The organism is uncultured Granulicatella sp., assembly GCF_963516875.1.
In the GTDB taxonomy this organism is placed as follows: domain Bacteria; phylum Bacillota; class Bacilli; order Lactobacillales; family Aerococcaceae; genus Granulicatella.
Window position 1 is genome coordinate 152,253 of sequence record NZ_CAUQCL010000002.1, and the last position, 24,475, is coordinate 176,727.

Annotated in this window: 17 protein-coding genes; 16 read left to right on the forward strand and 1 reads right to left on the reverse strand. The window is 32.8% G+C overall.

Annotated elements, in window-relative coordinates; translation table 11 throughout:
- The 3 genes from RWM24_RS01555 to RWM24_RS01565 are packed head-to-tail and all read left to right on the forward strand — an operon-like array spanning position 1 to position 3,664.
- Entirely contained in the window at positions 1 to 801 is an 801-nt protein-coding gene (locus RWM24_RS01555) for an SDR family oxidoreductase (protein ID WP_314110901.1), read from the forward strand.
- Positions 802 to 818: 17 nt separating this feature from the next.
- A complete protein-coding gene (recJ, locus tag RWM24_RS01560; protein WP_314110902.1) occupies positions 819 to 3,140 on the forward strand; it encodes a single-stranded-DNA-specific exonuclease RecJ in 2,322 nt (773 codons plus the stop codon).
- Entirely contained in the window at positions 3,137 to 3,664 is a 528-nt protein-coding gene (locus tag RWM24_RS01565; protein WP_006702792.1) for an adenine phosphoribosyltransferase, read from the forward strand. Before recJ ends, RWM24_RS01565 begins: the two co-directional genes overlap by 4 nt.
- Positions 3,665 to 3,735: 71 nt before the next feature.
- Here the strand turns inward: RWM24_RS01565 and RWM24_RS01570 are convergent, their stop codons facing one another.
- Positions 3,736 to 5,013, reverse strand: coding sequence for a hydroxymethylglutaryl-CoA reductase, degradative (locus RWM24_RS01570; RefSeq protein ID WP_314110904.1), 1,278 nt, complete (start codon positions 5,011 to 5,013; stop codon positions 3,736 to 3,738).
- 106 nt (positions 5,014 to 5,119) lie between these two features.
- Between RWM24_RS01570 and RWM24_RS01575 the strand changes: the two genes are divergently transcribed.
- The 13 genes from RWM24_RS01575 to abc-f all read left to right on the forward strand — a co-directional run bounded on the left by RWM24_RS01575 (position 5,120) and on the right by abc-f (position 24,453).
- Positions 5,120 to 5,710: a hypothetical protein gene (locus RWM24_RS01575; protein WP_314110906.1), complete on the forward strand. Its 591-nt coding sequence runs from the start codon at positions 5,120 to 5,122 to the stop codon at positions 5,708 to 5,710.
- Positions 5,711 to 5,722: 12 nt separating this feature from the next.
- Positions 5,723 to 6,484, forward strand: a complete 762-nt coding sequence (locus RWM24_RS01580) for an acyl-ACP thioesterase domain-containing protein (RefSeq protein ID WP_314110908.1) — start codon at positions 5,723 to 5,725, stop codon at positions 6,482 to 6,484.
- Positions 6,485 to 6,692: 208 nt separating this feature from the next.
- Positions 6,693 to 7,304: a 30S ribosomal protein S4 gene (rpsD, locus tag RWM24_RS01585; RefSeq protein WP_006702788.1), complete on the forward strand. Its 612-nt coding sequence runs from the start codon at positions 6,693 to 6,695 to the stop codon at positions 7,302 to 7,304.
- A 258-nt stretch (positions 7,305 to 7,562) separates the two neighbouring features.
- On the forward strand, positions 7,563 to 9,392 hold the full coding sequence (dnaG, locus tag RWM24_RS01590) for a DNA primase (protein WP_314110909.1): 1,830 nt from the start codon (positions 7,563 to 7,565) through the stop codon (positions 9,390 to 9,392).
- Positions 9,393 to 9,407: 15 nt separating this feature from the next.
- On the forward strand, positions 9,408 to 10,532 hold the full coding sequence (rpoD, locus tag RWM24_RS01595; protein WP_314110910.1) for an RNA polymerase sigma factor RpoD: 1,125 nt from the start codon (positions 9,408 to 9,410) through the stop codon (positions 10,530 to 10,532).
- Positions 10,533 to 10,591: 59 nt separating this feature from the next.
- Positions 10,592 to 11,464: a DUF368 domain-containing protein gene (locus RWM24_RS01600; protein ID WP_314110911.1), complete on the forward strand. Its 873-nt coding sequence runs from the start codon at positions 10,592 to 10,594 to the stop codon at positions 11,462 to 11,464.
- Entirely contained in the window at positions 11,465 to 11,986 is a 522-nt protein-coding gene (locus tag RWM24_RS01605; RefSeq protein WP_314110913.1) for a phosphatase PAP2 family protein, read from the forward strand. It begins immediately after the preceding gene.
- A gap of 675 nt (positions 11,987 to 12,661) precedes the next feature.
- On the forward strand, positions 12,662 to 13,627 hold the full coding sequence (locus tag RWM24_RS01610) for an iron chelate uptake ABC transporter family permease subunit (protein ID WP_314110914.1): 966 nt from the start codon (positions 12,662 to 12,664) through the stop codon (positions 13,625 to 13,627).
- Entirely contained in the window at positions 13,624 to 14,613 is a 990-nt protein-coding gene (locus tag RWM24_RS01615; protein WP_314110916.1) for an iron chelate uptake ABC transporter family permease subunit, read from the forward strand. The genes RWM24_RS01610 and RWM24_RS01615 overlap by 4 nt, the downstream gene beginning before the upstream one ends.
- A complete protein-coding gene (locus RWM24_RS01620) occupies positions 14,591 to 15,340 on the forward strand; it encodes an ATP-binding cassette domain-containing protein (RefSeq protein ID WP_314110917.1) in 750 nt (249 codons plus the stop codon). The genes RWM24_RS01615 and RWM24_RS01620 overlap by 23 nt, the downstream gene beginning before the upstream one ends.
- A 9-nt stretch (positions 15,341 to 15,349) precedes the next feature.
- Positions 15,350 to 16,303, forward strand: coding sequence for an ABC transporter substrate-binding protein (locus RWM24_RS01625; protein ID WP_314110918.1), 954 nt, complete (start codon positions 15,350 to 15,352; stop codon positions 16,301 to 16,303).
- Between the two features lie 226 nt (positions 16,304 to 16,529).
- Positions 16,530 to 22,841: an endo-alpha-N-acetylgalactosaminidase family protein gene (locus tag RWM24_RS01630; protein ID WP_314110920.1), complete on the forward strand. Its 6,312-nt coding sequence runs from the start codon at positions 16,530 to 16,532 to the stop codon at positions 22,839 to 22,841.
- A 133-nt stretch (positions 22,842 to 22,974) separates the two neighbouring features.
- Positions 22,975 to 24,453: a ribosomal protection-like ABC-F family protein gene (gene abc-f / locus RWM24_RS01635; RefSeq protein ID WP_314110921.1), complete on the forward strand. Its 1,479-nt coding sequence runs from the start codon at positions 22,975 to 22,977 to the stop codon at positions 24,451 to 24,453.
- The last annotated feature ends 22 nt before the right edge of the window (positions 24,454 to 24,475 follow it).

Genomic DNA, 24,475 nt, shown 5'->3' on the forward strand with positions numbered 1-24,475 from the left:
ATGGTAAAACGTGAACAGTTTTCAATAAATGGGAAAATGGTATTGATTACAGGAGCTAGTGGAGGCTTAGGCGAACAATTAGCTTATGAATGTGCCAAACAACAAGCCGGTTTAATATTAGTGGCAAGACGTGAGGAAGTCTTAAAGCAAGTAGCTAACACTTGTCAACAATGGACAAATCAACCCGTCTATTATTATGCCTGTGATTTATCGAATGCAGTTGAAGTAGAATTACTATTAGAAAAAATTCAATCCATTGATGTCGATATTGTCATTAATAATGCAGGTAGAGGCTATTTAAAACAAGCCGTTGATTTATCAAAAAAAGAAATTGAAGAAATGTTACAATTGAATTTATATACTTTAATTCAAATCACTCAACAATATCTTCCTAAATTTATTCTGAAAAAATCAGGAATGTTTGTACAAATTGCTTCTCAAGCTGGAAAAACAGCAACTCCAAAAACTTCGGTTTATTCAGCTTCAAAATTTGGAGTGTTAGGTTATTCCAATTCTCTACGATTAGAATTAAAAGAACAAGGCATTCATGTAATGACGGTCAATACTGGACCAATTGCTACTCAATTTTTTGAAAAAGCAGAACCAACAGGAAAATATTTAGCAAGTGTGTCTAGGTATGTTTTAACAAGTGAGGAAGTTGCAAGAAAAATTGTTCGAGGAATGAAACTTCAAAAAAGAGAAGTGAATGTACCGTATAGTATGAATCTTGCAGCAAAATTAAACTTCTGTTTCCCAAAAATCGGAGACATGAGTATTTTAAAATTATTTAATAAAAAATAAGTTCTGGAGGTGATAGGATGTCTTTTGCAAATGCTAAATGGGATTTAGTGAATAATGAGATAGAAGAAAGCTCTAAAGACATTGCGAAAGCATTAGGACTTTCTCCTTTATTGATTCAAATTTGTAGGAGAAGAGGATATCAAACTGAGGAACAAATTCAAGAATTTCTATCATCTTCACCGACATTATGGCATGATCCATATTTAATGTATGATATGGAAAAAGCAATTCAACGTATTCAACAAGCGATTGAAACGGATGAAAGTATTTTAATATTCGGGGACTATGATGCTGACGGTATTACTAGTACTGCAGTATTATACGAAACATTAGAAATGATGGGTGCACAAGTAGAATATTACCTACCAAATCGTTTTATAGATGGATACGGTCCGAATATCCGTGTTTTTGAAGAGTATCTTGAAAAAGGAGTATCTTTAATTATAACGGTTGACTGTGGAATTGCTGCTCATGAAAGTGTTGAATGGGCAATGAGTCAACAATGTGATGTTATTGTAACAGATCACCATGAGATTCCTCCTGTTCTCCCTAAAGCTTATGCAGTGATTCATCCTCGCCATCCCGATGGTGAGTATCCATTTGGAGATTTATCTGGAGCAGGAGTTGCTTTTAAATTAGCACATGCATTATTAGGAGAACTTCCTGTTGAATTAGCTGAAATTGCTTGTATTGGAACAATCGCAGACTTAGTTAGCTTAACAGATGAAAATCGTAGTTTAGTAAAATTAGGCTTACAACAATTAAATCAAACAGAGAGAATTGGATTAAGTTATTTGTTTCAAGAATTACAATTAAATCCTGGTTCAATAGATGAAAAAACGATAGGATTTCAAGTAGGACCTTGTTTAAATGCGCTTGGAAGACTTGGAGATGCGACTCCAGGTGTAGCTCTCTTTACAACTTTTGATGATGAAGTGGCCCAAGAAGTTGTGACTTTAATGCAACAAGAAAATGCCAAAAGAAAGCAAATTGTAGATGATATTACAGCAGAAGCTTTAGAATTAGCTAAATCTCAAATAGATCATAAAGTGTTAGTATTAGCTCAATCTAATTGGCATGAAGGTGTATTAGGAATTGTTGCGAGTCGAATCGTCGAACAATTACAAAAACCGACGATTGTTTTAGGAATTCAACCAGATGGATTAATGGCAAAAGGTTCTGCAAGATCTTGCGCTCAGTTTAATCTCTATGATGCACTAACGGAATGCCAAGAGTCTTTAGCTAAATTTGGAGGCCATCATATGGCTGCTGGGCTTAGTGTAGAAACGGTGAAGCTACCAGGATTTATGGAAGCTATCGAAACTTATGCGAAACAACATCCTGAATTATTTGAAGAGGAAAAAGTGATTAGTGTTGAAGAATCATTATCACTTTCTCAAGTAAATGTTGAGTTTATTGATTCTCTTCAAGCATTAAAACCTTATGGAACGAACAATGCTGAACCGATTTTTAAAATTAGTAATATATTAGTTGGTCAAAAACAAAAGATTGGAGCTCAACAGCAGCATTTAAAATTAACGTTGAATTCTGAACAGAATCAGTTACAGGCTTTAATTTTTAATAAAGGAGAATGGGCAGATAGCTTAAATCTTCAAGCAGAGGTTGAAGTCATTGGAACTTTAGAAATCAATGAATGGCAACAAAATCGTTTACCTCAATTAATGTTAAAAGATATCTCTGTTAAAGATGCATTAATTTTTGATTGGCGTACAAATAAAATTCGCCCAGAGCATTTATCAGTGAAGAGGGCAGCTTATTTAGTTGAAAGAGATGCTCTAAAACCATTAGTGAGTGAAAGAATTGATACAACTTCTAAAGTATTCTCAATAGAAGAATGGATGAAAGAAGTACAGCAAGATGATTTTGAATCTATTGTATTATTTGATTGTCCAAAATCTAAAGAAGTCATTCAAGAATTCCGTAAACACTCATATATGCAAAAAATGTATATCATTGCATATACGCCAAAATCTATTATGACAATGGGGATTCCGACAAGAGAACGCTTTGTGGCTGTATATCAATATTTAAAAACACATTCGAATGTTCCTTATAATGAAAAAACTGGAGAATTAGCTAATTATTTAAAAATTCCATTAGATCAATTTAAAGTGATTTTAAAAGTGTTTTTTGAATTAAAATTTGTTATAATAGAAAACGGCTGTTTAAGATTGAATCCAGAATCCACATCAATGGATTTAATGCAGTCAACCTTAATGAAACAATTGCAAGAAGAACTTTGGCTCGAAAGAGTATTTATCTATAGTCAATTTTCCGAATTAACGAATTGGCTGACAAATATGGAGGAAGAAAAATGAATTTAAAAAATTACATTGCAAGTGTACCAAACTATCCTAAAGAAGGAATTATTTTTAGAGATATTTCACCTTTAATGGCAGATGGGAAAGCATACCAATATGCGACACAACAAATCGTAGATTATGCAAAAAGCAGAGGAGCTGACATGATTGTTGGTCCTGAAGCTCGTGGATTTATCGTTGGATGTCCTGTTGCCTATGAATTAGGAATTGGTTTTGCACCTGCTCGTAAAAAAGGTAAATTACCTCGTGAAACAGTTTCTGTAGAATATGATTTAGAATACGGTACTGCAGAATTGCATTTACATAAAGATGCTGTAAAACCAGGACAAAAAGTATTAATTTGTGATGACTTATTAGCGACAGGTGGAACTATGGATGCTTGTGCAAAATTAGTTGAAAAATTAGGCGGAGAAGTAGTTGGTTTAGCATTTTTAGTGGAATTAACAGACTTAAAAGGCCGTGAAAAAATCGAAGGATATGACATCTTTACATTGATGGAATACACTGAAGACGAAAGATAAAGAAATAGATTTTTCTGAGGTAGTAACGAAAGCCATGAGATTCGCATTTGCGAATATCATGGCTTTTATGCTTATCTAATGCTTTCTAATATTTTTTGTACGGTTTCTAAATTAAAATGTTTTTGTTCTTTCAGTAATTGGACAATTTGTGGAATTTCTTCTTCTGTTGCTCCAACTGTTAAAGCTAGAGATTTTACTTGTAAATTCATATGTCCTTTTTGAATGCCATCGGTTACTAATGCTTTTAATGCGGCAAAATTTTGTGCTAAACCAATAGAAGCAATAATAGAAGCTAATTCTTTAGCAGATGGATTCATCAATAATTCATGAGCAAATTGAGCAGCGGGATGAATGGCAATAGAACCACCGACCGTTCCAATTGGCATTGGAATCCGTAATGTTCCTACTAATTCTTTATCGTCGTGGATAAACCATTTGCTAAAAGGTTGATAGGTTCCTGAAAGGGTTGCATAAGCATGTGCCCCAGCTTCAATCGCTCGCCAATCATTTCCAGTTGCAATCACAACTGCATCAATTCCATTCATAATTCCTTTATTATGAGTAGCAGCTCGATAAGTATCTACGTGGGATAGTTCACTTGCTATTTCAATTCTTTTGGCAATTTCTTCTCCAGAAATCGTCTTTGTTCCTAATTGTTCAAATGGAATACAACAAGTAGTCGTTACGACTGAATGAGTTGCTAAATTCGATAAAATTGCCATAATACAAGTTCCATTTGTAAAAGTTTCGATAGGAGAAACTAAGGTTTCTAAAATCGTATTTAAAATATTTGCCCCCATTGCTTCCTTTGTATCTACAGAAATATAAAATACATAAAACGTATGATTTGGATGTTGTTTTTCTTCTACCCAAATCGATTGGATTCCACCACCACGTTTGACAATAGAAGGGTGAGCTTCATGAGCAATCGTAAATAAATGTTCGATTTCCTTTGAAAGTTTTTTCTCTATTTCTTCTATAGAGTATGGGGAATCATAGATCGCAATTTCACCAATCATTTCTCTCTTTTCTTGAGAAGTAGTAAATCCACCAGAACGATGGATGATTTTACAACCATTACTTGCTGCAGCAATGACGGAAGGTTCTTCTGTCACCATTGGAACAGTATAAGTTATACCATTTACGGTAACTTCAGGAACAATTCCAAGTGGTAAGTCATATAGTCCGATTTGATTTTCAATCATTTGATTTGCTACAGATTCTGGTAAGTTAAATCCAGTTAATAAGTTTGATTTTTTTTCATCTGATAAATGAGATAAGTTTGTTAAAATATTTTTTCTTTCTAGCGGTGTTTTTTGATAAAATTTATAAAATAAATGGTCGTTCATATTAAGCCCCCTTAGTAACTCTAGTATAACAAATTTATTAGGAAGAGGGGAAGATACAAGAAAAAATGTTTCAAATACTGTATACTAGAAAACGAGGAGTGATGAAATGAAATTTACGAGAACAATTCAAGAACATTTATTTATTATAGAAGCCAAAGAGGCTTACCAAAAAGAAGCAGAAGATTTATTAACAATTGTAGAAGACTATTTTGAAGAAAATTTAGAAGAATTAAATCAATTGATTCCAATTCATTATGGAAATATTAAAGTGGTGTCCATTGAAAATGAGTATCATGTTTGCGTTCCAAATTATGAACAAAAACAATTAGAGGAATGGATTACAGATTGTAGTTATTTCTTAGAGATTGTTCAAAAAACATTTAAAGCAGGGAAACGTACGAAAACATTAGGAAAGTTAGTTCCATTCCGTTTTGATAGTCCTGTTATTATTGCAAATCATACATTTGAAGTGGAAGATTTTTATGCGCATCGTTTTGATGATGAAACATGGTATGTAGCACCTGTGGATCAAGAAATTGAATCTCAACCATTATCAGGAGCAAAAGCTTATGAAATTTTCCCAGATTATCCTAGCTTTTATGATATGATGCATTTACCAACAGATACAATTGTGATTTTCCATAAAGGAGAAATTGTATCGGTATTAAATGAAAATAGTGAAGATATTTGGAATTAATAGGAGGCAGCTATGACGGTTGACGTAATTTGCCAAATAGAGCGTACAATTCTTCCTTATGAATGTGATTGGAAAGGAAATTTGTTATTAAGCCAAGCTCTAGGAATGATGATGTTAGCTTCTAGAAAGCAACAACAACAATTACAAAATCCAAACTTAATTTATGAAAAAGGCTATACATGGATTGTGATTCAACACGAAATTGAGATTCAGCGTATGCCAAAAGTAGATGAAGAAGTTATCATTGAAACACAAGCGATTAGCTATAATAAATTTTTTACTTACCGTGAATATCGCATTCTTACAAAAGAAAGAGAAGAATTGTTTGAATGTATTACGACATTTGCTATGCTGGATATGAAGGCACGCAAAATTGTTTCAATAGATGAAGAAGTTGTGTTGGAATATCCATTGTCTATTGGAAAAGAAATGAGAAAAGCAACTCGAATTCCTAAAAAAGATTTTTCAGATGCCACAACGGGAGAATATAAAATACGAATCAATGATATTGATGCTAATCTCCACGTCAATAATGCTCGTTACTTTGATTTTGCTTTTAGTGAATTAGGAATGGATTTTTTAAAGGGGCATCAGTTAAAACAAGTTGTGATTAAATATGAAAAAGAAGTATTACCAGAATCAACGATTGCATGTTCGACTTTATGGGAAGAAAATCCAAAAGAAAGTCAAGAGAGAACACATACGTATCATTTAATTTCTCAAGATGGAAATCGATGTGCAAATATTCAAATGGAATGGGAAGAAATTGGATAAAATAGTTTGCATTTTATTCAAACATCTGATACAATAATTTTTGTGTAAAATATGCAGCAGAAATAAGAGAAGCTCGTCAACAGTCCTATCCATTAAGAGGAAGGTAGTAACCACGGCTGCAAAGGTGAACCCTAGTAGAGACTGCACGAATCTACTGTTTCGCAATTATTTTACTCCAAAAAAATTTTTATTATTGGAGGAATGTTCAATGTCACGTTACACTGGACCAAGCTGGAAGTTATCTCGTCGTTTAGGCATTTCACTTTCAGGAACAGGAAAAGAAATCGCTCGTCGTCCATACGCACCAGGTCAACACGGACCAAATAACCGTAGTAAATTATCTGAGTATGGTCAACAATTACAAGAAAAACAAAAATTACGTCATATGTATGGTATGAACGAACGTCAATTTGCTACTTTATTCAAAAAAGCTGGCAAAATTAAAGAAGGTAAACATGGTGAAAACTTCATGATCCTTCTAGAACAACGTTTAGATAACGTAGTTTACCGTTTAGGATTAGCTTCAACTCGTCGTCAAGCTCGTCAATTAGTAAACCACGGTCACGTTACTGTAAATGGTAAACGTGTAGATATCCCTTCATTCCAAGTACAAGTTGGAGATGTTGTTGGTGTTCGTGAAAAATCACGTAACTTAACAATCATTAAAGAATCTTTAGAATCTTTATATGGACGTCCAGAATTTGTTACATTTGATGAAGAAAAATTAGAAGGTTCATTAAACCGTCTACCATTACGTGATGAGTTAACATCTGATGTTGACGAATCATTAATCGTTGAATATTACAACAAATTAGGCTAGTCTTTTTCTATACTAGCTGTAACCCAAGAATCGCGGTATTATCGCATTCTTGGGTTTTTATTTTTTGCAAAAACTAGCTCAAAGTGGTAAAAACGAGAAAAGTTTGCCCCATTTTTGCCCCATTATTTTTATTTTTAAAAGAAAAGTAAAATTAGTTGAAACAATTTTCATTTGATGATATTATATATCCTGTATCATTAGGGATATTAGGCGAAACCGGAGAAGTTCCTTAATATTTCAGGAAAAGGAGGCAGTTTTATGAGTCAAGTTATTCCTGAAGAAACACTGAATCAGATTCAATCACAAGCAAATATTGTGGATATTATTAGTCAGTATGTTTCTTTGAAAAAACGAGGAAAGAATTATTTTGGCCATTGTCCTTTTCATGATGAGCGCACACCTTCATTTTCAGTAACAGAGGAAAAACAACTCTATCATTGTTTCAGTTGTGGTAGAGGAGGATCTGTTTTTTCTTTTATATCAGAAATCGAAGGACTTTCTTTTGTTGAATCTGTAGCAAAAGTTGCAGAATTAGCACAAATTCCATTTGAAAATAAATATTCGATTTCTCGACCAACGGTTCAAGATACTTATCAACCGCTAATAACAGCTCATGAAAAAGCGGCTGAATTTTATCAACATGTGTTATTACAAACACGTGGCGGTGAAAAAGCACTAGAGTATTTACAAAATCGAGGCTATACATTAGAGACGATTCAAACCTTTAAAATGGGACTTGCGTTAAAAGATCGTACGTATGTAACGAATTTAATCAAACAAATTCCATTAACACCTCAACAGATGGAAGAATCAGGCTTATTCATTTCAAGAAATGATGAGTTTATCGATCGTTTTTATCATCGAATTATGATACCTCTTCGAAATGAGCAAGGAAAAGTCATTGCTTTTTCTGGCCGCATATTACCCAATGATGAGGAAATAGTTGATGAACAAGAAGCAAAGTACTTAAATAGTTCAGAAACTCCTATTTTTAATAAGCGACAATTCTTATTTAATTATGATTTAGCAAAATCATCGATTCGTAAAACAGGACAAGTCGTTTTATATGAAGGATATATGGATGTCATTGCTTCGTGGCAAGCTGGTGCAAAAAATGGGGTAGCATCGATGGGTACCTCATTAACAAAAGATCAAATTCAAATCTTATCAAGAGTGGCAAATGAAATTATTATTGCCTATGATAGTGATAGAGCGGGATTGGATGCAACAAATCGGGCAATTGAATTATTACAAGAAAACTCTGCTCTAACGATTTCAATCTTGTTTTTAGATGCTGGAAAAGATCCAGATGAGTTCATTCAACAACGAGGAGCCAAAGCTTATCTAGAACAATTGTCTCATCATACAGAATCTGTTTTTCAGTTTAAAAAACGATATTTTTCAAAACAATATCGCTTAGATATTGAACGAGAAAAAGTGCAATTTTTAGAACAAATGACGATGGAATTAGCCAAAATTTCTAAACCCATTGAACGTGAATTTGCGATAAAATCATTATCAGATGAGTTCGGAATTTCAGTTGATTTACTTTCTAGTCAAGTTCATTTTGCCCAGAGAAAATTTAAACAACAATCTTCTCAAACAACACGAGAGTGGACATCAACTCCTGTAAAAATTTCTCAGGAAAGTCCAATGGAAATTTCTCAGAAACAACTTCTCTATCGTTTGTTACATTCTCCAGAAGCATGGAGTTATTTATTAAGGGAAGATGAAGAGTTTGAATTTCCTTTTGTGGACTATCAACAATTTTATATTTTGTTGAAAAGTTTTCGTGAGCAACATCTTGAAGAGTTACTAGTTCAAGAATTTATGAATTTTTTAGATGAATCGGATACAGTAAATCGGAATTTATTGTCGATGATTGAGTGGTTAGAAATGCCGCAAGAATGTACGGAAAAAGAGATTCATGATTTAATGTATTTTTTATCTAAAAAAGAAGATTTAAAACAACAGTATCAAAGATGTTTGCAAGAACTAAAAGAAGCTCAATTATTAAATGATAAAACGAAAGCGAATCAGTTAATGATGGAGTTAATTAATATACAGAAACAATTAAAAAAATCATGAATGGAGGAATAGTGGATGACAGTTGAAAACAATAAAAATGGTCAAACGCTAAAAGAAGCTACAAGTAAATTATTAGCAGAACGAAAATTGTTTGGACAAATTTTATATGATGATTTATCAGCGCAAATTGCGATTCCATATGAATTAGATGCAGAGGGAATGGATAAATTAATTCAACAATTTGAAGATGCTGGTGTTAGTGTAGTGGATACAGATGGTGGACCAACTAGTCGTCAATTATCTGCAGAATCTTCAAAAGAAGCAGAAGTAGAAATCTCAGAAGATGAAACAGCTATATCTTCAAATGTAAAAATTAATGACTCTGTTCGTATGTATTTAAAAGAAATTGGTCGAGTACCATTATTAAGTGCGGATGAAGAAGTGAATCTTGCTTTAAGAATTCAACAAGGAGATCAAGAAGCAAAACAAGATTTAGCAGAAGCAAACTTACGTTTAGTAGTATCGATTGCGAAACGTTATGTAGGACGTGGAATGCAGTTTTTAGATTTAATTCAAGAAGGAAATATGGGATTAATGAAAGCCGTTGAAAAATTTGACCATACAAAAGGGTTTAAGTTTTCAACATATGCTACATGGTGGATTCGTCAGGCAATTACTCGTGCCATTGCTGACCAAGCACGTACAATTCGTATTCCAGTTCATATGGTAGAAACAATTAATAAATTAGTTCGTATTCAAAGACAACTATTACAAGATTTAGGACGCGAACCTACTCCTGAAGAAATTGGAGCAGAAATGGACTTACCAACTGAAAAAGTGAGAGAAATTCTAAAAATTGCTCAAGAACCAGTGTCATTAGAAACTCCAATTGGGGAAGAAGATGATTCACATTTAGGAGACTTTATTGAAGATGATAATGCAACAAGTCCAGCTGAACATACAGCTTATGCATTATTAAAAGAACAATTAGATGAAGTATTAGAACAATTAACGGATCGTGAAGAAAATGTATTACGTTTACGTTTTGGTCTAGACAAAAATGGAGAAATCCGTACATTAGAACAAGTAGGCCAAGTATTTGGAGTTACTCGTGAAAGAATCCGTCAAATTGAAGCGAAAGCACTTCGCAAATTACGTCATCCAAGTCGTTCAAAACAATTGAAAGATTTCTTAGACTAGTATTGATGGAGACTGGGCAGTAGCCTAGTCTCTTTATTTATAAATGAAAGGAGAAACTTATGTTTCGTCAAATTTTAAATGGATTTTGTATGGCATTAGCCGATAGTGTTCCTGGGGTTTCTGGAGGAACGGTAGCTTTTATTATGGGTTTTTATGATCAATTTATCGGTTCTATTCATGATATTGCTTTTGGAAGTACAAAGGAGAAGAAAGAAGCTTTTACTTATTTAGTAAAATTAGGTATTGGTTGGGTAATTGGAATGGTCAGTGCCATTTTAGTATTATCTTCCTTATTTGAATCGCATATTTATGGTGTCAGTTCATTATTTATCGGATTTATTGCAGGAGCCATTCCTTTAATGATGATGGAAGAAAAAGAATCTTTGAAAAAACCATTAATGGGAATTTTTTATATTCTTCTAGGGGTAGCGATTGTAGCTGGAATTACTTGGATGAATTCTCGTACTGGTAAAGGAAGTTTTGATTTAAGCCAGTTTTCTATTGTAGATTCCATTAAATTGTTCTTTATTGGAATGATTGCAATTTCTGCGATGTTTTTACCAGGAATTTCTGGTTCAACATTATTATTAATCTTTGGAGCTTATATTCCAGTTGTTTTTGCAGTGAAAGAAGTATTAACTTTCCACTTAGCTTATGTTCCAAGTTTAGCTATTTTTAGTTTAGGGGTATTAGCAGGAGCCTTATTTGTTGTTAAAGCCATTAAATATTGTCTGGAACATTATCGTAGTCAAATGATTTATGGCATCATTGGAATGATGATTGGTTCATTTTATGCGATTGTAATGGGACCAACGACATTAAAAATTCCTCAAGAAGCAATGAATTTTTCAACATTTTCACCAATTGCAGCTTTAGTTGGTTTGTTATTAGTATTAGGATTACAAAAATTAAAAGAAAAGGATTCTAAATAGATGACGGAATTACAAATTCTTGATGGATTTCAAAAATTACATCATCCAATATTAGATTCTATTATGATTTTTATTACTTCATTAGGGAATGTTGGATTCATTTGGTTAGCGATAATTGCAGTTTTGTTAATGAATAAGAAAACAAGAACTTTAGGGATTCTTTTAGCTATTGCGGTAGTAGTCAATACGGTTTTGTGTAATGGTCTCATTAAACCAATCGTAGCTAGAACTCGTCCGTATGAGGTTAATTCAGCGGTTTCTTTATTAATTTCAAAACCATTAGATTATTCATTCCCATCAGGACATACAGCTATTTCATTTACAGTAGTTAGTGTATTGTATTTCCTTCGTTTGAAAAAGTACTGGATTATGGCTTTCGTCTTAGCAAGCCTCATTGCTTTTTCAAGAATGTATTTATACGTTCATTATCCTACAGATATACTAGCAGGAGCAATTGTAGGAACATTCAGCGGTTGGATCACCGTAAAATGGAGCCAATCAAAACATAAAAGATTTGTATAAGAAGAAGGTATAAAAGCAGAGCAATAGCAAAGCTTTTATACCTTTTTACTTTGAAACTAAATATTAAATATTTTTTATCCATCTAACTATTTTTTTGAAATTCATAATCAATCCAATAACAATTAACGCAAATACTACTGTAGCAATTAAAACACCTAACATATAAATTCCTCCTTTATAGAAAAAGCTTTCCATAATGATTTTAAACAGATTATCGAATAGAATTGTTGATTAAAATTTATAAAAAGTATCTCCATTTTTATACCTTTGAGGATTTATAACCATCATAACAAAACCTCCAATTAATTAAATTAAAATTTGATAACGTTTTCTTGCGAATATTATAGCTTATTTATAAGGAATAATAAAGTAGAAATGAAAAAATATTGAATTGAAAAAAGAGTAATAGAAAGCTCCAACCATAGACTTTTTACAGTAGCATAAATAATATAAGCCAAAATTGGCTTATATTATCGGAAAAATTGAGACCAAGGCTCAATTTTTAGCAATGAAACCCAGCGGGTTTGCTTGCGTCCGTTGCTACTGTGTCAAAAAGTCTATACAAACTATTTTAGAATAAGTCCAATCTTCCCCAAACCCATTGCAATCACAGAAATTTTTGGTAAACTAATAATTATGTAATTGAGAATGATTATCAATTAGAAAGGAGAGATTATGAAATTTAGAAATTTATGTATCCTTTTGGTCATCCTATCATTGATTTCCTTATCTGTTGGAGCCCAAACATTTTCTTGGGAATTATTATTTCAACAAGATGGCAAAATGCAACAAGTCTTTTGGTTATCTCGAGTTCCTAGACTGTTGAGTGTGATATTAGCAGGAAGTTCCATGAGTATTGCAGGATTATTAATGCAGACGATGACGCAAAATGAATTTGCAGCACCTAGTACAATTGGTACCACTGAAGCAGCAAAACTAGGATTATTGTTAAGTTTATTCTTTTTTAATGGCCCTAGCTTATTTCAGAAAATGCTATGTGCCTTTATCTGTTCATTTGCCCTCACCATAGTGTTTATTATGATTCAGCAATCTTTAGATTTAAAAGAGAAGTGGATGATTCCTCTTGTCGGATTAATTTTTAGTGGAATGATTTCAGCCTTTACAAATATGATATCGTATCAATTTCATCTCGTACAAAGTTTAACCTCATGGACACAAGGATCCTTCTCTATGATTCAAACTCACCAATACGAATGGTTATTCTTTGGTCTAATCATAATCGTTATTTCTACCAAATTAGCGCATGTTTATACGATTGCTAATTTAGGAGAATCAATTAGCTTGAATTTAGGAATTTCTTATAAGAGATTAGAATGGCTAACGTTACTATTAGTTTCACTCACAACAAGTGTTACGATGATTACAGTTGGAGCACTTCCTTTCATAGGAATTATTATTCCGAACTTAGTACGCTATTTATCTGGTGATGATTTGAAAAAGACGATTCCTCAGACAGCAGTATTAGGAGCAGTGTTAGTCTTAGCCTGTGATATTATTGCTCGATTAGTGATTCCACCATATGAAGTATCGGTTAGTCTGATTTTAGGAATTGTTGGAGCTGGACTATTAATTAGTCAAATCTTGAGAATTAGTTCTCGAAGAGGAGGGAGCCATCGATGAAGAGGAGAACCCTTCTATTAACTATAACACTAGTAAGCTTATTACTCATTATCAGTGCTATTTTCTTATTCTTTCCAATTGGAAATATGGGAAAATTTTCTGTCCTCTTATTTAAAAAGAGATTTTTAAAGTGGGCAGTTATTTTACTAGTGAGTTTATGTGTTTCAATATCGACGATTAGTTTCCAAACAATTGTACAGAATCGATTTCTAACTCCAGGTGTACTTGGAATTGAGAGTGTGTTTGTATTATTTCAAACGATGGTTTATTGGGGGCAATTAAGTTTAGGAATGGAAACAGCGCCAAATCTATGGATTTCAATGCTGACGATTGTCTTGCAGATGATCTTTTTCTTCTTGATTTATCGAGCATTTAATGATCTACTGTCGATTCCATTTTCAATGCTATTATTTATTTGTTTAGCTTTTGGAACATTGTTTAGAAGTTTAAGTACATTCGTGCAAGTGTTAATGGATCCGAATGAATTTGATAAATTACAAGGAAAATTATTTCCATCCTTCCAAAGAATGCATCATCAAAGTGAATTAGTCATTGTGGTAGTTATTTTAACGGTAATCTCAGTAATCTATTTAATAAGAAAACATATGGTGTTAAATGTTTTTCACCTTGGAAAAGTTCAAGCACAAATACTAGGTGTAAATGTCGCAAGAGAAGAGAAGTGGATTTTATTAGTGATTGTATTACTAACTAGTCTGTCTACAACATTGGTGGGACCAATGCAATTTTTAGGATTTATGATTGCAAATGTAACGTATCAATGGATTAAAGATTATCGACACTTACATATGTGGACGATTGCATTTTTGTTAGGAAGTATTTTATTACTTGGAGGACAACTTGTTATTGAGAAGCTCTTCCATTTAAACATTCCAATTAGTGTCGTCATCGAATGGTTTGGAGGATTATTATATTTTGTATTGTTATTGAAAGGAAGGTACCGTAGTGGAATTAAAAAATATTCATAAAGCATATGATACGGTAGTTGTCGATTCCGTTTCATTAACGATTCCCAAAAATCAATTAACAGCTTTTATTGGACCAAATGGAGCAGGAAAATCTACTTTAGTTTCCATTATGAGTCGATTATTACAAAAAGATTCTGGTCAATTATGGATTAAGGGTAAAGAAATTGAAGCTTGGAATTCCAAAGAACTGGCAAAAGAATTATCCGTTTTAAAACAGAATCAATCTTTTCAAGTATCTTTAACAGTAGAAGAGTTAGTTAGCTTTGGACGTTATCCATATTCAAAAGGAAAGTTATCGACACTTGATTATCAAATGATTGATCAAGCATTAAAACATACGAATTTATTAGAGCTAAGAGAACGTTCTATACAAACGTTATCAGGCGGGCAAATGCAAAGAGTCTTTATCGCAATGGTATTAGCTCAAGATACAGACATTGTCTTACTAGATGAACCCTTAAATCATTTAGATTTAAAACAAGCAGTAGAAATAATGAAATTACTCCGTTATATGGTAGAAAATCTAGATAAAACAGTGGTCATTGTGATGCACGATTTAAATATGGCGATTAACTTTTCAGATTATTTAGTAGCCTTTAAAGAAGGAAAATGTGAGTTTCATGGTAAAACCATGGATGTAGTTACGAATCAGAGTTTATCAGAATTATATGAAATTGATATCGAAGTGATAGAAGTTTCAGGGAAAAAATATATTACAGTAAAGTAGGAGAGAATTATGAAAAAATTATTAACAACAGTAATGATGGGAGCAACATTTTTATTAGCTTCTTGTGGTACAAAAACAACAACTGTAACATCAACAACACAAGAGAATACAGTGAAACAAGTACAACTAACAGATGGAGCAGAAACTGTTGAAGTGAAGACAAATCCAAAGAAAATTGTGACATTTGACTTAGGTTCAGCAGATACATTACGTGCAATTGGGCAAGGTGAAACAATCGTTGGAATGCCAACAAAACCATTACCAACTTATATTAAGGATTTAGGAGAAAAGGTTCAAAATGTAGGTAGCATGAAAGAACCGGATATCGAAGCGATCGCGGCAATGCAACCAGACTTAATTATTGCTTCTACACGTGTAAAAGATTTTATCCCTCAATTAAAAGAAATTGCTCCAACAGTTATCTTTAATGTAGATAGCAAAGATTATTGGGGTTCTGTTCAAAAAAATGTTAAAAGCTTAGCGAGCTTATTTGATGAAGCAACTCAACAAAAAGCAAGTGCTCAAGTAAAAGAATTACAATCAGTTATTGATACAATTGCATCTCAAAATGAAAAACATAGCGAAAAAAGTTTAGCAATTATGTTAAACGAAGGTAAAATGTCTGCATTTGGAGCACAATCACGTTTTGGATTTTTATATCAAGATTTAAAATTCCGTCCAACAGATGCTAAAATTGAAGAAAGCAGACACGGACAAGAAATTAGTTTTGAAGGTGTTAGTGAATTAAACCCTGATGTATTATTTGTATTAAATCGTACATTAGCAATCGGTGGAGATAATTCTAAAGCAGATGCCTTAATGAAAAATGAATTAATTCAAGCAACAAATGCTGTAAAAAATAATAAAGTTGTAAACTTAACTTCTGACTTATGGTATTTAAGTGGTGGAGGATTAGAATCTACTAAATTAATGCTACAAGACTTACAACATGTATTTCAATAATGATGAAGACGACGAAAGTCGTCTTTTTTTGTTTAATCTATATTGTTAAAATTATAAAAAATATAACAAAATTTATCTTTTAAAATACTCCGGTATAACAACGATGTAACCCTTTACAAAAATAGCAAAAAAGTGATAGAAATTAGCAATAAAGCAATAGTTATTCCCATTAAATTATGCTATATTCTGAATTGAAAGCGTTACAATTTTGTAAGGGGGTATTTATATGAAAAAACAAAATATTCAAGGAGAGAAGAGACAACGATTTTCGATTCGAAAATTGACCATTGGAACGTGCTCACTTCTGATTGGGGCATATTTTCTTGGAAGTGCACCTATGGTAGCAGCCGCAGAAAATCCACAAACTGAAGCAAAAAGTGAACTAGTAACAGCTGAAAATGAAAACGCTTCTACTAGTGGCGTGGATAATAATCAGACGGTAAAACCAATGGATAAAACTGTTGAAAAAACCGAAAATCAAGTGTCAAAACAAAGGGAGAATGCTGCGGTTACAAATATTAATTCATCAACTGTAGTAGTTAATGATGCTGGAAAGGAAACAACTCATAAGGAAAATGTTGAAACTAAAGAAAAAACAGAAATAGTTGGAGTTAAAACAGATAAGGTAGAAAAAAATACAACTCCAGTAGAAACTTTAAATTCAACTATACCAAATACAGCTACAAAACAAGAGGTTACAACTCCAATTCAACCTGCAGCTCCAACTACAGAAAAATCTGCTTCTTCAACTGAAAAAGAAACGACTACTCAAGCAAAAACAATAGAGTGGGAATCAGTAAGTAAAGTTAAAGGTACTGTTAAAGAAGTTGCCGAAGACGGTGTACGTTATAATCAACTTTCTTCAACAACTGCAAACAATAATAGTGATAAAGAAGCTTTATTTGAGAAACAAGGGTTAAAAGGTGATGAGGAAGGAAATGTCAATATCGATTTAACCTTTAAAGAACGTTCAGATGATCAAAAAGGACGTTTTGGTGTTTATGTAAATTATAAAGATAATAAAAATAATATTTTTGTAGGGTATGATAAACAAGGATGGTTTTGGCAATATAAAGGTCCAAACACTGATACTTGGTATAGTAAAGAACGTGTGGCAGCACCTTCCCCAGATTCAGAAAATCATTTAGAAATTTCATATAAAAAAGATGGTCAATTAAATGCGACAAATAATGGAGTTAATTTATTTAGTACAGTATTAGTTCCTGAAACTGTGAAGAATGCATTAAAGGATGTTAATAAAGTAATGTTAAAAGCAGGAGCATGGGGAGATGAAGTTACTAAAGTTGATGTCAAAACAGATAATCAAGAAAATGTAAAAGCAACGGAAGATACAACTGTTGACAATAAGGGATTAGAAAAAAATGATAAAGATGTTCGTTATGAAACGATTCATTCTGATGTCTTAAAAGCGGTGATTGATACAGCATTTCCACGTGTAAAACAATATGAATTAGATGGAAAAACATTAACTGGACAAGTACAAAAAATTAGTCAAATGAGTATTAATGGTCAAACAGTGACTCCAACTGTTACGTACCATAAAGATAGTGATTCAGCAGCAACATATACGCTTAAAGTAAAAAATGAAGCTGAATTTATTGATGCGGAAATTACTGTTAAATTAGAAATTGTTGGTAATGAAATGCATTTTGACGTGACAAAAATTAAAAATAATAATCAAGTCGAAATGGGAAAAGAAATTGATAATACTAAAAAATTAATTCAAACAATTGAATTTCCTGGGAACTCTCTTGTTTCAGTAGGATCTGATAAAACAGATGCTAAATTTGATGGAGCAAAAATGTCCAATAATACACGTAAATCTGGAGATGAACATATTGCTTTGAAAAAAGGCGTTATGAAAGATTTTGCAGATGCATATATGTATGGATTTGTTTCTTCTAATGAGTTATCTGCAGCAGTATGGAGTAATTCTCAATTCAGTTATGGTGGAGGAAATCGTGATTTTACACGTTTAACAGCATTTTTAGAACGTGTAGAAGGGGTAAATTATTTAGGAATCCAAAGTTCTCCATATTACTATCAACGTGCTCACAATAAGTTAGTATATCCGGAATATACTCTTGAATTACCAAGTTCAAAAGTTGTGATTACAAAAGATGCGAACAATGACAATAAAGTTGATTGGCAAGACGGTGCTATTGCATACCGTAATATTATGAATAATCCAAAAGGAGCAGAAAATGTTCCTGATTTAGTAGCATATCGTATTGCAATGAACTTTGCTTCTCAAGCTCAAAATCCATTCCTAATGACTTTAGATGGTATTAAGAAAATTAATCTTCACACAGATGGATTAGGTCAATCTATTTTACTAAAAGGATATGGTAGTGAGGGACATGATTCAGGACACTTGAATTATGCAGATATTGGTAAACGTATCGGTGGAGTAGAAGACTTCAAAACTTTAATTGCAAAAGCAAAAGAATATGGAGCAAAAATCGGTATCCATGTCAATGCTTCTGAAACTTATCCAGAATCTAAATATTTCTCAGAAGCGATTTTACGTAAAAACCAAGATGGAAGCTATATGTATGGATGGAACTGGCTAGATCAAGGAATTAATATTGATGCTTCTTATGACTTAGCACACAATCGTCTACAACGTTGGAAAGATTTAAAAGATAAATTAGGAGATGGACTAGACTTTATTTATGTTGACGTTTGGGGAAATGGTCAATCTGGAGATAATAGTGCCTGGCCTTCACATGTATTAGCGAAAGAATTGAATTCTCAAGGGTGGAGAATGGCGATTGAATGGGGACATGGTGCTGAATATGATTCTACATTCCAACACTGGGCTGCTGATTTAACATATGGTGGTTACACAAATAAAGGAATTAATTCAAATATTGTTCGATTCATTCGAAATCATCAAAAAGATTCTTGGGTCGGTGATTATCCTAAATATGGTGGTGCTGCAGATTATCCATTATTAGGTGGATATAATATGAAAGACTTTGAAGGTTGGCAAGGTCGAAGTGATTATGAAGGATACATTCGTAATTTATTTGAAAATGATGTTATGACAAAATATTTCCAACACTTTAAAGTAAATCGTTGGGTAAATGGACAACCAGTTACAATGAATAATGATGGTACAACTTATAAATGGACTCCTGAAATGGAAGTTGGATTAACGGATGATCATGGAAATACTGTGAATATCAAACGTAAATCTAATAATCCTAATGAAGTAGGTTATCGTCAAAGAACTGTTACATTAAATGGAAGAGTCATTGAAGATAATGGTAAGTATTTAGTCCCTTGGAATTGGGATGCAAATGGAAATGCATTAACAGGTAATAAAGAAAAAATGTACTTCTATTCAAATGAATCAGCTACTACTGAATGGACATTACCAGAAGATTGGAATGTTGATAAAGTATATCTTTATCGTTTAACGGATCAAGGAAAACAAGATGTTGTAGAAGTAAAAGTTGGAGCAGATCGTAAAATTAATTTGAAAGGTGAAGCTAATCAACCATATGTACTTTATAAAGAACCTCAAGGTAAAAAGACAATTGTTTGGAGTGAAGGATTACACCTATATGATCAAGGGTTTAATAGCGGTAATTTAGATCATTGGCAAAAAACAGGAGATGCAGAGCATGCTGAAATTGTAAAATCTCAAGGAGCCAATGAAATGCTTCGAATTCAAGGAAATACTCAAAGAGTTACTTTGAAACAAACATTAACAGATTTGAAACCAAATACAAAATATGCTGTATATGTTGGAGTGGATAATCGAAGTGATGCAAAAGCAGATATTACTGTGAAAGTTGGAGATAAGACAATTTCTAACTATACAAATAAATCTATTGCAAAAAATTATGTACAAGCTCATGCACATAATACATTACCGAAAAATGCAACAATTAATAATACAAGTTATTTCCAAAATATGTATGTATTCTTTACAACGGGTGATGATGTTTCAAATGTTACTCTTGAATTAGGTAGAGATGCAGATAGTAAGGCGACTTATTTTGATGAAATCCGTGTATTTGAAAATCATTCAGTAATGTATGGAGATGGACATGATACAGGAACTGGCAAATTTAAACAAAATTTTGAAGATGTTCCACAAGGTATTTTCCCATTTGTTGTAGGAAATGTTGAAGGCGTATCTGATAACCGTACACACTTATCTGAAAAACATGAACCATATACACAACGTGGATGGAATGGTAAAAAAGTAAATGATGTTATTGACGGTGACTGGTCACTAAAAACAAATGGATTAACGAGTCGTGATAAATTGGTGTATCAAACAATTCCACAAAACTATCGATTTGAAGCTGGTAAGACATATAAAATTACTTTTGAATATGAAGCTGGTTCAAATGGTACGTATGCATTTGTGGTCGGTCGAGGAGAGTTAGATCGTAGAAGTAAAGTGACTAAGTATGATTTATCGAATACATGGGAAAATGATACAAAACCTAAAAAAGTGACATTCTATGTTGAAGGAGATAAAAAAGGAGATACGTGGGTAGGAATTTACTCAACTAGTCAAGCGCCTGATACAAAACAAGATACAGATAATAATGAAATTAACTTTAAAGGTTATAAAGATTTCATGATGGATAATCTAGAAATTGAAGAAGTGAATTTAACAGGTAAAATGCTTGTAGATGATGCCTTTGATAAGATAACTCCTGTGAAGGATGAACAATATACAAAAGAATCACTATATGCTTACAAAGATGCAATTTTAAGTTTATCTGAAGCAGCAGATGACATTTCAATTCCAGAAGCAAAACAATTAATTGAAAATGTACAATTAGCAAAAGAAAGTCTTGAAATTAAACGTACTACACCGGATACAAGTGATATTGAATCCATTGATGCAGTTTCAGAACCTCAAGATTCACCATGGTTAGCATTTGATAATAATCCAAGCTCATTGTGGCATACTCCATATGGAGCATTAAGTTTAGAAAAACCATTAACTGTAACCTTTAAGCAACCGATTGAAGCTACTAAATTTGAATATGTACCTAGACCTAGTGGAGATAATGGACGTGTCTTAAAAGGAAAACTAGTAGTTGTTGATGAAGCTAATAAAGAACATACTTTTAATTTTAATGGTTGGGAAAATAATTCGAAAACAAAAGTTATTAATTTTGATACGCCATTAAAAGTCAAAAAAGCAATCTTTACAGGAATTCAAACTTATGGTGATTATGGACATATTTCTGCAGCAGAACTACGTTTTGTAAAACCAATCGACAAAGAACAACCGATTGATGAAAAAGAATTACTAGCAGAAGTAGAGCGTGTTGCTAAAATTAATAAGAAACATGCAGTAGAAGCGCTAAAAACAATTGCAGCTTATAGAGAAGAATTAGAGAAATATAATTTATTAACGCCAACATCTGTTGGTCGAATGGTAGAGTATCTAAAAACAATAACGGAAGAAGAAACACAACCGACTCCAGAGCCGCAACCAGAGCCAGCACCAACACCAGCGCCAACGCCAACGCCAGCACCAACGCCAGCACCAACGCCAACGCCAGCGCCAGCACCAGCACCAGCACCAACACCAACACCAGCGCCAGTGCCAACACCAGCGCCAGCGCCAGCACCAACGCCAGCGCCAGTACCAACGCCAACACCAGCGCCAGCACCAACGCCAACACCAGCGCCATTGCCAACACCAGCACCAACGCCAACACCAGTGCCAGAAACTCCAACGGTTACATTGCCATTATATGAAACAGAAGGAGTTCTAGTAACTTTAAATAAAGATAAAACACTCGCTAAATTTGAAGATGAAAATGGAGATACACCGGTGGCGGTTGAAATTGCTACGAAACACTTAGATAAGAATATTAAGATGTTAAAAGTAGAAAGAGTAAATGAAACAATTTCTGCATTGGCAGATAAAGATTATATTGCATATGAAATTACATTCGTGAATAAGGATGGAAATGCTGTGCCAGTGAATGGTGATGCTAAAGTTAGAGTACCAGTTGGATTAGAAGTTGATAAAGCTTACTATATTACAAGTGATACTAAACAAATTGTACACGAAGTACCATTTGAAAAAGGTGAAGATGATAGTGTTCGCTTAACTGTAAACCACTTTAGTTTATATGCCGTAACATTTAAAAAATCTACTTCAACTCAACCAGTTAAACCTGCTACTGTTGATGAACAACCAAATAACTTACCTTCAACTCAAGCAGTAAAACCTGAAAATGTGAAAGCAGAAGCTACTACAACTCAATCAACTCAATTAGCTAAAACTGAAAGTGAAAAAGAACAAACAGTTAGTACACAAGTAAGTCAATCTATGAAGAATGAAGAAGTTAAAACGCCAAAAGAAACTGAAACAAATCAAGAAACAACAACTGAAGAAAAGGTAACTTATCCAGAAGTTAAAGCGGAATTACCAAGAACAGGAACAGTTTCAAGTCTAGGAGAAATGATTGCAGCAAGTATTGCATTATTAGGAGGAGTGTTTGTTAGTAAGAAAAGAAAAAAATAAATTTTGAATAAATGTTTGTTGGGAAAGCCTCTATATATTTAGAGGTTTTTCCTGTTATTTAGATTAAAGCTTATGAATCAAATTAAATTCTGCTATAATAATATTAAAGTATAATTGAAAGCAAGGTGATATCATGTCATTGATTAAAATTGAAAATTTAACCTTTTCGTATTTTTCATCTACAAAACCTGTGTTTGATGACGTGAGTTTTTCTTTAGATACAAATTGGAAAACGGGGTTAATTGGTAGAAATGGAATCGGAAAATCAACCTTGTTTAAGTTATTATTAGATCAAGAATCTTATAAAGGAAAGATTCATAAAAGTGTTGAATTTGTTCAATTTCCTCCTAATCATCTGGATTTTTCAAAGACTGGGATGGAATTATTAGAAGAGTGGACATCCCCAGAAGATGAGTGGAAAGTGTATCGTGAGCTTCATCAGTTGAAGTTAGATGAAAGTCTTATGGAAAGAAAATTTGAAACTCTTTCCAAAGGAGAACAAACTAAGCTTCTATTGGCGATATTATTTACGAAAGATAATGGATTTTTATTGATTGATGAACCAACGAATCACCTTGATGTGAATGGAAGAAAAATTGTATGTGATTATTTGAAGAGTAAAAAAGGATTTTTATTGATTTCTCATGATAGAGATTTTTTAGATGGATGTATTAATCATGTCATTTCTTTTAATCGAAACTCAATTGATGTACAATCAGGTAATTTTACGTCATGGTATGAAAATAAAATAGCAAAAGATCAGTATGAGTTCAATCAAAATGAAAAAATTAAAAGTGAGATTGAACGATTAAACAAGGCAGCAAGACAGACAAAGGTTTGGTCGAATAAAGTTGAAAACACGAAGAATGGTGTGAAAATTTCTGGTATAAAGCCAGATAAAGGACGTATCGGACATTTGGCAGCAAAAATGATGCAAAAGACGAAGAATTTAGAAAAGCGTCAGAAAAAAGCAATCGAAGAAAAAGAAAATTTATTAAAAGATCTTGAAAGAAAAGATAGTTTATTCCTTCGTCCTTTACAACATTATAAATCTTTGCTTGTATCTGCTAGTAAATTGAGTTATCAATTTGGAGAAAGAAAACTATTTTCTAATCTCAATTTTGAAATTCAACAAGGGGATGTTATTGCTATAAATGGACCAAATGGTAGTGGAAAATCAACCCTCATAAAAATATTAATGGGTCAATATCTTGACTATGTTGGTGATTTAAAACTAGCTAATCAATTAGAAATTTCATATATTTCACAAGATGCTTCTTCCTTGGAAGGAGATTTAATAAACTATATTCATAGTCATGGAGTAGATGAAACTACTTGTAGAACAATTTTAAGTAAATTAGATTTTCCAAAAGAATTATTTGATACAAATATGAAAAAATATAGTGATGGTCAAAAAAAGAAAGTGCTAATTTCTATTAGCCTTTCTAAACCTGCTCATCTATATATTTGGGACGAACCTCTAAATTTTATTGATGTTATTTCAAGAATTCAAATTGAAGAACTAATTAAAGAAGTGAAGCCAACCTTGATTTTAATTGAACATGATCAACGGTTTGTAATGAATATTGCTAATAAAATAATACAATTATAGAAAAGAAACATCTCGCTTAATA

Bases quoted from the DNA above. Each gene is read 5' to 3' on its own strand.
- recJ (WP_314110902.1), top strand. From the start codon at position 819: ATGTCTTTTGCAAATGCTAAATGGGATTTAGTGAATAATGAGATAGAA.
- RWM24_RS01630 (WP_314110920.1), top strand. From the start codon at position 16,530: ATGAAAAAACAAAATATTCAAGGAGAGAAGAGACAACGATTTTCGATT.
- rpsD (WP_006702788.1), top strand. From the start codon at position 6,693: ATGTCACGTTACACTGGACCAAGCTGGAAGTTATCTCGTCGTTTAGGC.
- dnaG (WP_314110909.1), top strand. From the start codon at position 7,563: ATGAGTCAAGTTATTCCTGAAGAAACACTGAATCAGATTCAATCACAA.
- RWM24_RS01555 (WP_314110901.1), top strand. From the start codon at position 1: ATGGTAAAACGTGAACAGTTTTCAATAAATGGGAAAATGGTATTGATT.
- RWM24_RS01615 (WP_314110916.1), top strand. From the start codon at position 13,624: ATGAAGAGGAGAACCCTTCTATTAACTATAACACTAGTAAGCTTATTA.
- RWM24_RS01605 (WP_314110913.1), top strand. From the start codon at position 11,465: ATGACGGAATTACAAATTCTTGATGGATTTCAAAAATTACATCATCCA.
- RWM24_RS01625 (WP_314110918.1), top strand. From the start codon at position 15,350: ATGAAAAAATTATTAACAACAGTAATGATGGGAGCAACATTTTTATTA.
- RWM24_RS01580 (WP_314110908.1), top strand. From the start codon at position 5,723: ATGACGGTTGACGTAATTTGCCAAATAGAGCGTACAATTCTTCCTTAT.
- RWM24_RS01610 (WP_314110914.1), top strand. From the start codon at position 12,662: ATGAAATTTAGAAATTTATGTATCCTTTTGGTCATCCTATCATTGATT.
- RWM24_RS01575 (WP_314110906.1), top strand. From the start codon at position 5,120: ATGAAATTTACGAGAACAATTCAAGAACATTTATTTATTATAGAAGCC.
- RWM24_RS01570 (WP_314110904.1), bottom strand. From the start codon at position 5,013: ATGAACGACCATTTATTTTATAAATTTTATCAAAAAACACCGCTAGAA.
- rpoD (WP_314110910.1), top strand. From the start codon at position 9,408: ATGACAGTTGAAAACAATAAAAATGGTCAAACGCTAAAAGAAGCTACA.
- RWM24_RS01600 (WP_314110911.1), top strand. From the start codon at position 10,592: ATGTTTCGTCAAATTTTAAATGGATTTTGTATGGCATTAGCCGATAGT.
- abc-f (WP_314110921.1), top strand. From the start codon at position 22,975: ATGTCATTGATTAAAATTGAAAATTTAACCTTTTCGTATTTTTCATCT.
- RWM24_RS01565 (WP_006702792.1), top strand. From the start codon at position 3,137: ATGAATTTAAAAAATTACATTGCAAGTGTACCAAACTATCCTAAAGAA.